At 70.5% G+C, this 14,152-nt stretch carries 11 protein-coding genes; 5 read left to right on the top strand and 6 right to left on the bottom strand.

Annotated elements, in window-relative coordinates; all coding sequences use genetic code 11:
- The first annotated feature begins 123 nt into the window (after positions 1-123).
- From ACWEFJ_RS18890 to ACWEFJ_RS18880, 3 genes are all read left to right on the top strand, one after another.
- Entirely contained in the window at positions 124-492 is a 369-nt protein-coding gene (locus tag ACWEFJ_RS18890) for a hypothetical protein (protein WP_449714497.1), read from the top strand.
- A 684-nt stretch (positions 493-1,176) separates the two neighbouring features.
- Positions 1,177-1,359, top strand: a complete 183-nt coding sequence (locus ACWEFJ_RS18885; RefSeq protein ID WP_449714496.1) for a hypothetical protein — start codon at positions 1,177-1,179, stop codon at positions 1,357-1,359.
- Positions 1,360-1,501: 142 nt separating this feature from the next.
- A complete protein-coding gene (locus ACWEFJ_RS18880) occupies positions 1,502-4,492 on the top strand; it encodes a TIR domain-containing protein (RefSeq protein ID WP_449714495.1) in 2,991 nt (996 codons plus the stop codon).
- A gap of 273 nt (positions 4,493-4,765) precedes the next feature.
- Here the strand turns inward: ACWEFJ_RS18880 and ACWEFJ_RS18875 are convergent, their stop codons facing one another.
- A complete protein-coding gene (locus tag ACWEFJ_RS18875; protein WP_378089101.1) occupies positions 4,766-5,635 on the bottom strand; it encodes a LysR family transcriptional regulator in 870 nt (289 codons plus the stop codon).
- A 77-nt stretch (positions 5,636-5,712) separates the two neighbouring features.
- Between ACWEFJ_RS18875 and ACWEFJ_RS18870 the strand changes: the two genes are divergently transcribed.
- Positions 5,713-6,408, top strand: coding sequence for a glutamine amidotransferase-related protein (locus ACWEFJ_RS18870; protein ID WP_449714494.1), 696 nt, complete (start codon positions 5,713-5,715; stop codon positions 6,406-6,408).
- Between the two features lie 14 nt (positions 6,409-6,422).
- Positions 6,423-7,382, top strand: coding sequence for a DMT family transporter (locus tag ACWEFJ_RS18865; RefSeq protein WP_378089104.1), 960 nt, complete (start codon positions 6,423-6,425; stop codon positions 7,380-7,382).
- On the opposite strand, the gene ACWEFJ_RS18860 is transcribed toward ACWEFJ_RS18865, so the two are convergent.
- The 5 genes from ACWEFJ_RS18860 to ACWEFJ_RS18840 all read right to left on the bottom strand — a co-directional run bounded on the left by ACWEFJ_RS18860 (position 7,360) and on the right by ACWEFJ_RS18840 (position 14,114).
- Positions 7,360-8,424, bottom strand: a complete 1,065-nt coding sequence (locus ACWEFJ_RS18860) for a pyridoxal phosphate-dependent aminotransferase (protein WP_449714493.1) — start codon at positions 8,422-8,424, stop codon at positions 7,360-7,362. The two genes, ACWEFJ_RS18865 and ACWEFJ_RS18860, sit on opposite strands and share 23 nt — an antisense overlap.
- A complete protein-coding gene (gene dapF, locus ACWEFJ_RS18855) occupies positions 8,421-9,245 on the bottom strand; it encodes a diaminopimelate epimerase (protein ID WP_449714492.1) in 825 nt (274 codons plus the stop codon). The genes ACWEFJ_RS18860 and dapF overlap by 4 nt, the downstream gene beginning before the upstream one ends.
- Before the next feature lie 6 nt (positions 9,246-9,251).
- Positions 9,252-9,944, bottom strand: a complete 693-nt coding sequence (locus ACWEFJ_RS18850) for a 2OG-Fe dioxygenase family protein (RefSeq protein WP_378089110.1) — start codon at positions 9,942-9,944, stop codon at positions 9,252-9,254.
- A gap of 62 nt (positions 9,945-10,006) precedes the next feature.
- A complete protein-coding gene (locus ACWEFJ_RS18845) occupies positions 10,007-11,032 on the bottom strand; it encodes an iron-containing redox enzyme family protein (RefSeq protein WP_449714491.1) in 1,026 nt (341 codons plus the stop codon).
- Positions 11,033-12,044: 1,012 nt separating this feature from the next.
- The gene (locus ACWEFJ_RS18840; RefSeq protein WP_449714569.1) at positions 12,045-14,114 is read right to left on the bottom strand and encodes an NACHT domain-containing protein; all 2,070 of its coding nucleotides are present in this window, start codon (positions 14,112-14,114) and stop codon (positions 12,045-12,047) included.
- Between the last annotated feature and the right edge of the window lie 38 nt (positions 14,115-14,152).

The raw sequence follows: 14,152 nt of genomic DNA, 5'->3' as shown, positions 1-14,152 counted from the left end.
GCCGGAACAGGTGAACATGGCGGTCCACAGGTTCGGGCCGGGAACTGCCACAACACCGTCCGGACGGTCCGACCGAACGGCAAGTCGGGCAAGCCGGTACCCGTCACCTCAAGGAGTCCACTCATGCGTCGTGCACTCGCCCGCGTCGCGGCCCTCGTCGGCGTCGCGTGCCTCGCCACTTCCCTCGTTTCCCCGGCCGCCCACGCGGCCAACGGGACGTTCGAATGGGGCTTGGGCGGCCCGTGCAATCCGGAGCAACACTTCTGCTTCTGGTTCTTCGACGTCACAACCCTCACCGACCCGCCCGCCGGCTGCTACGAGATCCCGGAGAACAAGAGCGACAAGCTGTACCGGTACATGCGGAACCGCCTGGACACGAGTGTGCGGATCCACCGCGGCGCCAACTGCCAGGGAGCGGCCAGCGACTCGATCGCCGCCGGGGCGAACCGGATCGGACCGGACGCCAAGTTCTACGTGTACATCCCGAAGTAGAGGCGCCGGCGGGGCGTCCCGCGGAAACGGGTTCAAGGACGGGCGCTTGGCAGGGTTTTCCCCGGGCGTCGCACTCTCCGGGGCTGCGGAGACGTGAACGGCGAAGCAGGTCGCGGCGGCGGTCGAACCGGGGCATGGAGACCGGGGCGAAGCTCCACTCGCGGGGTCGGTCGGAAAGTCCGCACCCGCCGTGGTCGGCCGGTGCCGCCGACGCGGGCGAGCCCTCAACCGCCCGCGATGCCGTTCCGACCTGACCCTCGACCGCCCCTGCGGGGCAGGTGTTGGCGTGCCTGATGCCTCGGGTAACCCGGCTGTGAGTGAGTCCGCCGATGTCGTGAACCGGGTCGAGAACGGCACGGTCCACGGACCGCTGATCATGGGGTTGGATGTGCAGGGTTGATGCTGCCCCGGCCGCAGGCGCAGGAGGGGAGCCGGCCAATGACCGGCGCCACCGGGGTTGGAGGGGTCTCGAACCAGGTCACGGGCGGCGTGTTCTTCGGTGCGGTGATCCAGAGCCGCGACATCAGGTGGTGCTGCCGGCTGAGGTTCACCCGGCGCTGACCGGGCTTCCCGCCGCATCGAAGGTGTTCACTGGCCGCGACCACCGGCTGGAAGCGCTGGGGCAGGCGTTACGGCCCGACCAGCCCGGCCGAGTCCGATTGGGTGGCTGCGACGGTGTCGGGAATGGCCGGCATCGGCAATACCGAACTGGTGCTGCACACCGCCCACCGGGCGCTGCGGGACGGATGGTTTCCCGGCGGGGCGCTGTTCATCGACATGTTCGGTTACGACCCCGAGCGGCGGCTCTCGGCCGCCGACGCGCCGGCCGGGTGGTTGTCGGCGATCGGGACCCCCGGTGGCCACTGATCACCCGGCCGGCCCAACCGGTGCCGACGTGCACGGTGAAATCTCAGGCGCGTAAACCGGTTTCCACTTCACAAAGTAACCGATCCGCTACCGTGTGCAGTGCAGGCAGAGGGGGACGAAGGTGGCGGGACGAAGCGGATCCGTGGTCGAGACGCGGTGGCGGTATGACGTTTTCCTGTCGTACAGCCACGCCGCCGACGGGCGGTTGGCACCTGCGTTGCAGCGAGGGTTGCAGCGGTTGGCCCGCCGGTGGAATCAGATCCGGGCGTTGCGGGTCTTCCGGGATCAGGAGAGCCTGGCCGCCAACCCCGATCTCTGGACGACCATCGGCGATGCGTTGCTGGCGTCGCGGTACTTCGTGCTGCTCGCCTCGCCGGAGGCCGCCCGGTCGCCTTGGGTGGGGCGTGAGGTCGGATTGTGGCGGGATGAACGGGACCGGGACACGTTCCTCATCGTGTTGACCGGTGGTGAGATCGCCTGGGACGACGTCGCCGGCGATTTCGATTGGGAGCGCACGACGGCACTCCCGGAGACGTTGCGCGGGTGGTTCACGGCGGAGCCCTTGTGGGTGGATCTTCGCTGGGCTCGTGACCCTGCGGAATTGTCGGTGCGTCACAGTCGTTTCCGCTTCGACTTGGCCACGTTGGCCGCGCCCGTGCACGGCACGGCGAGGGAGGAGCTGGACAGCGAGGACGTGCGGCGGCACCGCCTCGCCACGCGGGTTCGTCGGGGAGTCGCGGTGGCGTTGGCGGCGCTCCTCGTGGCCGTGCTGGGATTGGGTGCGCGGACCATCCTGCAGCAGCGGGATGCCATCGAGCAGGGACAGCGGGCGGCGTCACGCGCGGCGGCGGCGAAGAGTGAGTTGATGGCCGACACCGACCCCGAGTTGGCCCGGTTGTTGGCTGTGGCCGCGTGGCGGGTGAGGCAGACCCCTGAGGCGAAGGCGGCGATGTTGTCCGCCGCGACCCGGCCGGGGATCGGGAGGATCGTCACCGGAGGCGGCGTGGACGCGGTGGCGTTCAGCCCGGACGGTCGGACGCTGGCCACCGCCGGCAAGGACGTCCGGTTGTGGGATGTCACCACACGGCAGCAGGTCGGCAGGGAGATCACGGAGCACGACACGGCCGTGTCGGCGGTGGAATTCAGCCCTGACGGTCGGACCTTGGCCACCTCCGGCGGGGACCATTCGGTGCGCCTGTTCGATATCGGGACACGGAACCGGATCGGTACTCCGTACCCGAAGCCGGAGGACAAGGGGATCGACGTCCCCGTCAGGACCGCGTTCAGCCCGGACGGCGCCGAGGTGGCCGTTGGCGCACCCGACGACACCATCGTGTTGTGGAACATCGGCACCCGGGCACAGGTCGCCCGGATCGCGGTCGCCCCGATCGAGCAAGGCAAGTCGTACTACCCCGTGCCACCGTCCGTTGCCTATCACCCGAATGGGTCGATTCTGGCCGCCATCGGCGCGGACGGAGCGGTCCGGTTCTGGGACACCACGACCCACGCCCAGGTCGGCGACCCGCTACTCGCCCACCCCTCGAACACCGCGAGCCTCATCGGTCCAGTGATCACGTTCACCGAGGACGGATCGTCGTTCGCCACCGCGGGCACCGACGGGACGATCCGGATCTGGGACACCGCCACCCGCCGGCCCGTCGGTGCCGCGCTGACCGGACACACCCGCCCCGACCGGGTCACACTGCCCCCGTCGCTGGCGTTCAGCCCGGACGGGAGGGCCTTGGCCGCCGGCAGCGAGGACGGCACCGTCAGGTTGTGGGACGTCCGCGGGCGCCAGTTGCTCGGGGAATCCTTGACCGGCCACACCCGCGCCGTCACCTCGGTTGCGTTCAGCCCGGACGGGCGGATGTTGGCCAGTGGCGCGCGGGACGGCACCGCGCGGTTGTGGGACGTCACCGAACGACTCCAGCTCGCCCACCCGGCAGTGGAGCACACGGGGCAGGTGTTCGCGCTCGCGTTCAGCCCGGACGGCACGACGCTCGCCACCGGCAGCGACAACGGTGAAGCCGCGGGCCACCCCGGCAGCAGCGAGGCGTGCGGCCACAACGGTTGGGGTGTGTGCAGCATCGACAACGGCAGGGTGACGGTCGTCGGCGGTGGGGGTTCGATGTTGACGCTCTACGACCCGCCCGGAACCGCACGGCCCGTGCCTCCGGGGCCGCCGCGTACCGTCGCGTTGTGGGATGTCGCCGAACGCAGGCTGATCGCCGACATGCCGACCCGCTCCCGCGACCCGGTGCTCGCGGTGGCGTTCAGCCCCGACGGTCGTACGCTGGTATCGGGCGGCCTGAACGACCCTGACGACGAGACGACGCTGTGGGACGTGGCCGGAAGGACGCCGCTGGGTGACCCGCTGGCCGATCGACTGGAAGCGGTCAGGTCCGTGGCGTTCAGCCCGGACGGCACGACGCTCGTGACGGCCGGTCAGATCGGCGGGGTGGTCAGGGGCACCCGCGAGGTGAAGCCGGTGATCTCCTTCTGGGGGGTCGAGAGTCGTGAGTTGCTCGGCACGGTCGACGCCGGCGACGCGGTGTTCGCATCGGTGTTCAGCCCGGACGGGACGACACTGGCCACCGGTGGCAGGGACGGAGTCGTGCGGTTGTGGGACGTCGCCGGACGTCGGGCCACCGGCGAGCCTCTGGCCGGACACACCGGACCCGTCGGCGCACTGGCGTTCACACCGGACGGCACGACGTTGGCCAGCGCGGGTGACGACGGCGTGATCCGGTTGTGGGACGTCGCGACCCACACCACCGACGGCGAGCCGCTGGTCGGCCACACCGGCGCGGTGTACTCACTCGCGTTCGACCGGGACGGCCGGACACTGGCCAGCGGCAGCGGGGACAACTCCGTGCGGCTGTGGGACGTGGAGGCACGCAAGCAGATCAGCGCACCTCACGTGGGGCACCGGCAGCCGGTTCGCGCGGTGGCGTTCAGCCCGGACGGCAAACTACTGGCCAGCGCGGGAGAGGACAACGCGGTTCGCTTCTGGGACGTGTCGTTCACCGCCGACACCGCGGTCCGACTGTGCGACACGGCCCGCCGCTCGCTGACCCCGGATGAGTGGGCGCGATACCTGCCGGACGCAGCGTTCCGACACGTGTGCCCTTGAGGCGGTGCCGGGTCGCCCGGTCCCGACCGTGGCGATGGCACCTTGACCCCCTCACCGCACTGTCGAGGTCGCAAGGTCGCTGATCGTCAACGCGCCTGGAACCCCCGGACGACGTGGGTGCCTCCGGTGACCGGAACGGTCGGGTTCCGAGGCGGTCTCGCCACCAACCCCGACAAACCCCGTTGCACCGCAGGCCCGGCCCGGCGTCGGACCAGTTGCTCGTCGAACCACCGCACTCGCCAGGCCGCCGCAGTGACCGCGGTCGCGGGTCGCTCAGCCCGTCAGCGCCGCCACCAGCGTGCCGACGACGCCGTCCTCCTCGCGCCGGTGCAGCACTTCCGACCGGTAGACGAGGTCCACCTCCGTCACCGGGACCCCCACCAGGTCCGGCGGCACCGCCTCGGCAGGCAGGAGCGCCAGTCCCTCGCCGGCGGCCAGCAGGCGGCGGGTGGTGTCGAGGTCCGCGCCCAGGCACCGGGCCGCCGTGCGCAGCGGCGGCAGGCCGGTGGTGGCGCACAGCTCGTCCAGCCCGCCCAGGGCGTCCGGCGCGTCGATCCACCGCGCGTCGGCCAGCTCGAACAGCGACACACCGGCCCGTCCCGCGATCGGGTGATCCCGCGGCACGGCCACCAGCGCCGGCGACTCCGCCAGAGGCGTGGCGCGCAGCGAACTGATGGCCGGCAGCCGCAGCGGCTCGGCGCGCACGGCCAGCGCAGCGACCACGCCCACGTCGAGGTCGCCGACCGCGACCGCCTCGACGACGGCGCCGGGCGGCAGCACGCGCAGGGTCAGCTCGCGCACTCCCGCCGCGCGCGCGTGCCGGGCCACGGCGGGCGCCGCGGCGGACGCCGCGGGCGCGATGCCGACACCCAGCCGCGAGGTGGGCTGCGCGGCCACGCGGGCCACGTCGGCACGCGCGGCGTCCAGGCGCATCAGGATCGGGGTCGCGTGCTCCAGCAGCCGCTCGCCCGCCTCCGTGAGCACGACCGGGCGGCGGCCGAGCAGTGCGGTGCCCAGGTCCGATTCCAGGGTCACGACCTGCTGTGAAACCGCGGACTGCGTGTAACCCAGCTCCCGGGCCGCGTCGGAGAACGACCGCAGCCTCGCGATCGTGCAGAACGTGCGCAACAGCCGGGTGTCCACGGTCGATAAGCGTAGCTGATGCGGACATGCCCAATGATCGGTTGACCTGCACTCGCCCCCGTGCCGATGATGGCCCCGTGGAGCGGATCGCGCGGGTGGCGCTGGTGGGCGAGCGCTCCGCCGCCATACGCGCGCACGGTCGTTACGCGTCCTTGTTCGACGCGCTGTGGCGGCGCACCGGGATCGCCGTCGACGCCTACTGGACCCCGACCACCGACGTGTCCGGCCTGGCCGCCTTCGACGGTGTGTGGCTGGTACCCGGCAGCCCTTACGAGAGCGAGGACGGCGCGCTGGCCGCCGTGCGCACGGCCCGGGAGGGCGACCTGCCGTTCCTGGCGACCTGTGGTGGCTTCTCACACACCCTCCTCGAGTACGCCCGGTCCGTGTGCGGGCTGGCCGACGCCGCCCACGCGGAGAACGCGCCGGAGGCCCGCGTTCCCCTGATCGTGCCCTCCGCCAAGCCGCTGGCGGGCCACGAGCGCCGCATCCGGCTGCGGCCCGGGTCGCTGGCCGAGCGGGTGCTCGGCGCGGGCGCCACCACCGAGCGCCACCACAGCGGGCACGAACTGGACCCGTCCTACGCGCCGCGGTTGGAGGAGAGCGGGCTGCGGCTCACCGGACATGACGACGACGGGGTCGCCCGCGTCGCAGAGCTGCCCGGGCACCGCTTCTTCCTCGCGACCGCGTTCCAACCCGAACTGTCCGCCGACTCGACCGCACCACACCCGATCGTGACCGCGTTCGCCGAAGCGGCCGCCACGGTGGCCACCTGACCACGAGGACGTTGATGACGACCGAGCCGAGCGCGCAGACCCCGAAGTGGGTGCCGTACTTCCTGGCCTGCTCGCTGATCTGGGGGTCGGGGTTCGCCCTGATCAAGATCGGCGTGGACGCGGGCATCGCGCCCGCCTGGGTGGCGTTCTGGCGGTGCTCCTTCGGTGCGGCCGTGCTGTGGCTGCTGGTGCTCGGCCGTCGGCTCGCCGTGCCGCGCAGCGCGAAGGTCTGGGGGCACGCCCTGGTCGTGGGCACGGTGCTGAACGCGCTGCCCTTCGCCCTGTTCGCCCTCGGCGAGCAGCACATCAGCTCGCTGCAAGCGGGCGTGTGGAACGCGATGATCCCACTGTTGACCCTGGTCTGGGTGCTGATCATGCTGCCGTCGGAGAAGCCGACCCCGCGCAGGCTGGCGGGCCTGGCCACCGGGTTCACCGGCGCGCTGGTGGTGCTCGGCGTGTGGGACGGCGTGGAGGCGCCGATGCTCGCAGGCAGCGTCGCCTGCCTGCTCGCGGTCGCCTCCTACGGGCTCGGCTACACCTACACCCGCAAGTTCCTGTCCGATGTGGACTCGCCTGCGCTGACGCTGACCGCGATCCAGATCGGCCTGGCCGCGCTGGAACTGGCCGTCGTGGCACCGTTCTCCACCGGCTCGCCGGGCCTGCCGACCTGGCCGGGTTGGGGTCCGATGGCCGCGATGCTCGTGCTCGGCGCGGTCGGCACCGGCATCGCCTACATGTGGAACCTGACGGTGATCCGCGCGGTCGGGTCGACCGTGGCGTCCACGGTGGCGTTCCTGACGCCGATGTGGGCGGCGCTGATCGGCGTGCTGTTCCTCAGCGAGGCGCTGCACTGGAACACCGTCCTCGGCGCGCTGCTGATCATCAGCGGCGTGGTGCTGACCCGGCCGCCCAAGCCGAAGCCCGCGGCCGAGGCAGCCGCCCCGGCCGCGGTCAGGGCCGAAGCAGCGGAGTGATCCGGCGCAGGCCCTCGGCGACGGTGGCCGGGTCGCGGGCGAAGCCGAGGCGGACGCCGCGGTCGCTGCCCAGGGTCTCGCCCGGCATCAGCAGCACCCCGACGTCGAGGGCGCGCCGGCACAGCGCGAGCGACGGCTCGCCTGAGGTCGGCGACGCCCAGGCGAACGGCGTGCCCTCCGGCCGGACCACCCGGATCAGGTCCGCGTGCCGGTCCGCCCACTCGGCCACCACCTCCAGGCCCGGTGCCACGGCGGCGTCGTAGGCCGCGGCGAACTCCTCGTGCCGGTCCAGCACCCCGGCCGCCAGCTCCTCGCACAGCACGGAGTTCGCGATGGAGGTGTAGTGCTTGTGCCGGGCGCACCCGGCCACCACGTCGGCCGGGCCGTGCAGCCACCCGATCCGCAGCCCGGGCAGCCCGTACACCTTGGCCAGACCGGACACCGACACCACGCGCGGGTGCCGGCCCGCGGGCGAGCCGGCCAGGTCCAGCCGGTACTCCTCGTCCAGCACGAGGTAGCCGTCGGTGGCCGCCACCAGGTCGGCCAGGGCGGTGACCTGCGCGTCGGTCGCCCGCCTCCCACCCGGGTTGCCCGGCGAGTCCAGGTAGACCAGCCGCAGGTCCGGCCCGGCCGCAGCGCGCACCGCGTCGAGGTCGACGGCCATGTCGTCGGTGCGGGCCACGGTCTGCACCCGGCAGCCGAGGTGCACGGGCACGTCCACCGACGGCAGCCAGCCCGGCAGGAACGTCAGTACCCGGTCGCCCGGTCGGAGCAGGGTGGTGAACAGCAGGTACAGCGCCTCGGCGGCACCGTGGGTGACCAGCACGCGGTCCGGGTCGGCGCCCTCGCCGTACCGTGCCGCGACGGCCTCGCGCAGCCGCGACGTCCCGACGTCCGAGCCGTAGCCGAGGGCCAGGCCGGCGGGCACGGCGAGGTCGGCGAGGTCGCGCACCGGGACGTAGCTGTTGCCCAGGTCGATCTCGTAGCGGCCGGGCGTGTCCTCGAACGCCCACTGCCGCATCGGGTACCGTGCCGCGGTCACCCGACCTCCTCCAACCTGCGCCGCAGCGCCGGCGACACGTCACCCGCGCATACCTGCTCGACCTCGCCGCACAGCCGCACCGTGCCGTCGTCGCCGATCACGACCTCGACCACGCCGCCCGCCATCTCCACCCGCACCCGGCCGCCGGTCAGCCCGCGGGTGTGCGCGGCGGACGCCGCGGCGCAGGCGCTCGCGCCGGAGGCGGGCGTGTAGCCGGCACCGCGCTCGTAGACCTCGATCCGCAGCACGTCCGGCGCGGCCACCGCCGTGAACTGGACGTTGGTCCGGCCGGGGAAGCGCTCGTGCCCGGCCACGGCCTCGCCGAGGGTGTGGGCCAGCGTGGCGTCCACCCGGTCGAGGAACAGCACGGCGTGCGGGTTGCCGTTGTCCACGACGCTGATGTCGAACCGCTCGCCCGCCACGGTCAGCTCGTCCGGCTCCTCGACCACCGCCGGGCCGAGCGCGACCTCGACCAGCCCCGCCGCCTCGTCCCGCACATCCACGATGGACTCGCCGGCGGGGGTGGCCACGACGAACCGGGCCACACCGGTGTGCCGCCGCGCCAAGTGCAGGCCGACCATGCGGACACCGTTGGCGCTGCGGGCGCACAGGCTGCCGTCCGCGTTCAGCGTGTGCAGCACGATGGGCCGGTCCGCGTGGACCGGCCCGTGCGGCAGGCGCAGCACCCCGTCCGCCCCGACGCCGAGCCGGCGGTCGCACAGCAGCCGCGCGGCGGCGGGCGTGACCGGCAGGTCGGTCTCGGCGGCGTCGATGAGCAGGTAGTCGTTGCCCAACGCCTGGTACTTGACGAAATCGGCCACGGGCGGCTACATCGCGTCCGCGGTCAGGGCCGCCTTGTCGTGGTCGTCGCCGTACCACTTCTCCTTCCACCGCGAGAACGCCACGATGACGATGTCCCGGTGGCCGGGGCCGCCGTCGGCGGAGGTGACGTCGGTGACGTCGTGCTGCAGCGCCCGGTCGTCCAGCAGGACGGCCTGGCCCGCCTCCAGCGTGCCGTCCCAGAACGGGGCGTCCGCGCCGGGGCGCCACAGCCGGGTCTTGCCGCCGCCGACGTTGTTGCGCCGCAGGATGGCGATCATGACGAACTCGTGGCCGTCGTGGTGCACGCCCTCGGGCGTCAGCGGCCCGACCCGGTCGCCCTCGGCGCGGGTGCGGTTCTGGTGCACGTTGATCTGCCAGTCCTCGCTCTTGTCGAGGTCGAAGCCCTCCATGCCCGCGCGGATCAGCGGGGTGAAGTCGACCTCGATCGGCAGGTACTTGCGCTTGATCCCGCCGGCGACGGGGTTGAATTTGGTGAACGTGGTGTAGTCGCGGTGCTCCAACAGCTCGAACTGCCAGCCCGCCGCCTCGTCGTGGTGGAGCCGGTACTGGCTGAACCGCTTGAACCGGGTGCCGTTGCCCATGTACTCGTCTACGGGGCACCGGTCGTAGCTGTCCAGGATTTCCTGGGAAACCTCGGGCAGATCCACGATCGCGAACCGCTGGTCGTTCAAGGGCATGTCAGGTCCTTCCGTGCTCGACGACGGGGTGGCCGTCCACCGGGGGCGGCGATGTGTCGGGATCAGACGTCCGCGGTGATCAGCTCGGAGACCTCGGCCAACCGCTCGTCGAGGTAGCGGGCCGAGGAGTTCAGCCGCCAGAGGGTGCCGCGCGCGATGCCGCGCCGCATGTAGGCCGAGTCGGCCGACGGGAGCACGATGTTGTGGAACCACCCCGCCGCGTGCTGCGAGTCGACGGTGATGTGCAGGCGGTGGTAGACGATGCCGACCTCGGGCAGCCCGAGCCGTTCCCACGCCCCGACGACCTGTACGAACCGGTCGGGCACCAGCCACTCGGTCATGCCCAGGAAACCGACCGCCTCCGGGTAGAACCGGCGGTAGCGGCACAGCAGGACGGCGAGGTTGCCCGACAGCAGGGCGGTCGCGGTGAGCGAGTCCTCCAGCTCCTGCGGGCTGATGTCGAAGACCTCGTAGAGCTGGTTGAACAGGGTCGTGTGGACCTCGGCGGGCTTGCCGTTGCCCATCTCGTCCCAGAAGTTGTTGGCGATCTCCATCTTCGCCGGGCCCGCCGTGCCGACCTGCATCAGCGCGAGCAGGTCGTCGAACCGCCCGTCCACCACGGATTCCTGGATGACGTACTTGCGCAGGTGCTCCGCCGTGGCGCGGTGGCGGATGAAGTCCATGTAGTAGGGGTGCTTGAACACCCGGTGCCCGCGTGCGCTCCGCTTGAGCCAGGACAGGTACTCCGCGGGCGCGGTGGGCGCCGCGTCGACGACCGCCCAGTCGACCGCGGCGTCCTCTGCGGCGATGGTCGCGCGTTCCAGCGCGGTGAGGACGCCGTTGATCACCAGCGAGCCCTCCGCGGTCGGCTCGTCGGGGATCTTCATGACCAAGTCGTAGATCCGCGCCAGCAGCAGCTGTTGACTGCGGAACGCTCCCTGATCACCGGCCGCGGCGGCCGCGTTCAGCGCTTCGACCTCGTCCGCGACCCGGATGACGTCCTGCCCGACGACCTTGGCATCCAGTTCTTCTGCGGGCAGCCGAAGCCACGATGAGATTTCCTCGACGAGCGCACCCCGATCACGCACCACCGGCTCCACCTTGCCCAGGTTCAGGTTGAGTCGGTCGACGACATGTCCGACTCGATCGACGCGGATTGGGCCGCTCCCCCGGGCCCATTTGATCGATTGGGACCTGCGACCGTGACAATGGTCGCCCAGGACTCGAGACATCGAACATCCGCCATTCGGACGCAACGTTCGGTCAGGTTGCGCGCCGGTTATTGCTCCGGCAGTGTCCACTTGCCTCTTTTAGGCTCTTGACCTGCGGCGTTGCGGGCCGGAGAGAAGGCGACCGCACAGTCCCGGTTCAATAACGGTCAACACGTCGGCCCGCTGCGCTTGACTCCGCCGGGAATCCCGGCCGTGGGCAGAACGACGACGTGAGGCCACGGCAAGCCCGGGTGACCCGACGGCCGGGCACTCCTCGCGAGTTCGCCATCGTCGTGCGGAAAGCGCTCCGACGTTCCCATGGACGACGGCCGGCGACGACCACGGTCGTCACCATCGGCGTGCCGTACCAGGAACGGACGGCGTGGACGGCGAACACTTACCGCCGGTACAGCACCTTGGCCGCAGGCCCGGTGAGCCTTCCCAACACGAACCGCGGAACTCCTCACCGCCGCGCGCCGTCGGACGGGATCGGGCAGGTTCCGCAGAATTCAGCTCCCCAATTACAGGCAGATGCAGATTGCGCTCTTACTCGGCCCTTGCGTCCGTTCGTCGCGTTCTCGCGTCCGGTCACCACCTCGGAATGGACCGTGATCGGCAGAGGTTTCCACCATCGATCACATCGAATGTCCGCTGCCGGCAACACGTCTCCACCAGGTCGACCGCTCTGCGCATCGACTCGCCCACCTTCCCGTCGTGAGCCGAGCGATGATTCTCCTTTGGCGCTCGGCGCATCGCCGCGTCGTGGTCGGCTGCCATCTTCTGGATCAGATCGCGACCGTTGCGACGGTGGCTGCGGAGCTTTTCCCGACCGCTGTCGCCGGACTCGCCGGACTCGTCGCTGTACGAGGTTTCGATTTCCGGACGACCCCTATAGTCCAATGCGTGGCCCTGTGCGGCGAATGCGGACCAGGTTGACGAGGTACCAGTTGGGCATGGGCGGATCCCGGCGGAACCGGCGAGGGTGGTGCAAGTCGGCGAGATGGCGTTGCAGCCGTGCGTGGCGGAACTGGTAGACCGCGCCGTTCCGCCTCAGGACACCTCGCCGATGGGCGTCCTCCAAGAAGTCCGCCAACCTGCGAGGGGCCTGGCGGGTCAGTGGCAGCCACACGCGAGTCAGCAATACCCATTGGCCCCAGGCAGTGCTGGTGAATCCGCTCCACAACGCCCGGTCGCCAATGATGATCGTCATCGCCAAGACCGCAGACCCGACCTCGAAGCTGTGGCCCTTCACAGTGATGAGCAACCCGGCGATGAAACCAAGTCCCCGCGTCAAGGAGTTGAGGACTACCTGGAGTATCGTGTTCGTCCGGTCGGCATCCATAAGAGTCCTGGGCGAGACCACGGTCGTAAGGTCGACCCGAGTCCGCCACAGCGGCATCGAACCGACCACGACCAGGAGCACGACAGCGACGGCGACAGCGACAGCGACCACCCATAAATCCCCGCCGAACGCCAGGTGCATGGCCGACCACAACATCAGACTGACCACGAACATGACGACCTGGCGTGTCCGCACGAGGGTGAACATCCGGAAGTGGACACGTGAGGGGACGCCGCCGGTTCCGAACCGTCCGGCCAGGTAGCCATACCACGCGCCTCTACCGAACATGAACTCCAGCGGGACCACGAACAACACGTACACCATGGTCGGCTCGCCCCAGGAGTCGCTCAAGATGAAGGGGAGCATCGGAAGGGCCAGCAGAAGGCAGGCCAGCACTGGTTCGAGCCCGCCGATCAACGCGAGCCACAACGCCCGGGTTGGCCCTGACACCGCGTCTCTGAGTCGCCACCACTCCAAATCCCGCGTGCCCCACGTGGTCATGTGCCATGCGAGTACGGACAGATACCGCCTGGACACCTCGGGATCGCGTGCGGACGCACCCGGCGGAATATCACCGTAGGCGACCGGGACGAACGTCGCGAACAGGTGGTCCTCCAGAGCCTGGACACTGGCGTACCGCGTCGAGTCGAGGAGTTCCAGAGGGTCGTGGTCGGTGGTGTCGCTGTAGATCGCCCGAGCCAGGGAGAGCGTCAAGGGCGTGCTCAGCACTGCGGTGAGATTGGCTGCGGAAGGCGTGGACGGCAAGTCGTACAGGTACTGGAGCACCGGATTCCAGACCGTGCTCGCCGCGACGCCGGGACGGGTGCTGCGGGGAAGGTAGTCAGCCACGTCCGAGAGGCCGAGCGGGGCCAGTTCCACGCACGCGGCGGCGGTCACGACATCGGTCGACGCGACGGTCTCGGCGTACTCGTGTAACCGACTGGTCATCAGGAAACACGCCACCGTACGGTTGAGCGCGAGGACGGCCGGTACTCGCAAGCCCGGGGCCATCTCGTCGAAACCGTCCAGAACCGGCAGCACCAGACCTGAGTCGAGGAGCGCCCACGCGAACGGCAGCCCGGTACGAGAGGGCTCGGCGAGCACCGGGTAGTCCTGCATCAACCGGCCACCCAGCCAATCGCGCAACGACCGTACCTGAGGGTCCCACGACCCGAGGTCGAAGACCACCGGCACCGGATCGGCACCCGTCCGCGCGTCGAGCATGTCGAGCACGAACCTCACCGCCAGCACGGTCTTGCCGGATCCCGCCGGGCCGAGCACGACGAGACGTCCGGACGGTACACGCCGAAAGACCTCGACGACCTGGTCCAAGCGGCCATCCAGTGGCAACGCCCCGTCCGCGCCGCCGGCCGGACTGCGGCGGATGTTGCTCCAGTGATCCGATAATCCCTCGGCCGCAGTGTGCCACCGAACCGGCAACGGGAACGGATCATGAACCCGCCGCAACTCCTCCTCACGTCGCCAACGCGCGGCGACATCACGCGCCAGGAGTGCGGCCACATCGAGCAGGGCATCCCGACCCGGATGGTTCACGACGGTGATCGGCCCGTGGACCGTCCCAGCCTGGATCAACGGGCCTTGCAAGACACCCGTCATCTTGTTGTGGACCGCTCGCGGCCTACTCGATCTTCCGC

The sequence above is a fragment of the Actinosynnema sp. NPDC004786 genome, from assembly GCF_053601135.1.
The sequence above is the reverse complement of the archived record's forward strand: the minus strand, read 5'-3'. Positions and strand labels throughout refer to the sequence as shown.

What these genes read in the sequence shown, in the direction of transcription:
- ACWEFJ_RS18890 (WP_449714497.1), top strand. Translation starts at nt 124, where the DNA reads ATGCGTCGTGCACTCGCCCGCGTCGCGGCCCTCGTCGGCGTCGCGTGC.
- ACWEFJ_RS18850 (WP_378089110.1), bottom strand. Translation starts at nt 9,944, where the DNA reads ATGCCCTTGAACGACCAGCGGTTCGCGATCGTGGATCTGCCCGAGGTT.
- ACWEFJ_RS18840 (WP_449714569.1), bottom strand. Translation starts at nt 14,114, where the DNA reads ATGACGGGTGTCTTGCAAGGCCCGTTGATCCAGGCTGGGACGGTCCAC.
- ACWEFJ_RS18865 (WP_378089104.1), top strand. Translation starts at nt 6,423, where the DNA reads ATGACGACCGAGCCGAGCGCGCAGACCCCGAAGTGGGTGCCGTACTTC.
- ACWEFJ_RS18885 (WP_449714496.1), top strand. Translation starts at nt 1,177, where the DNA reads ATGGCCGGCATCGGCAATACCGAACTGGTGCTGCACACCGCCCACCGG.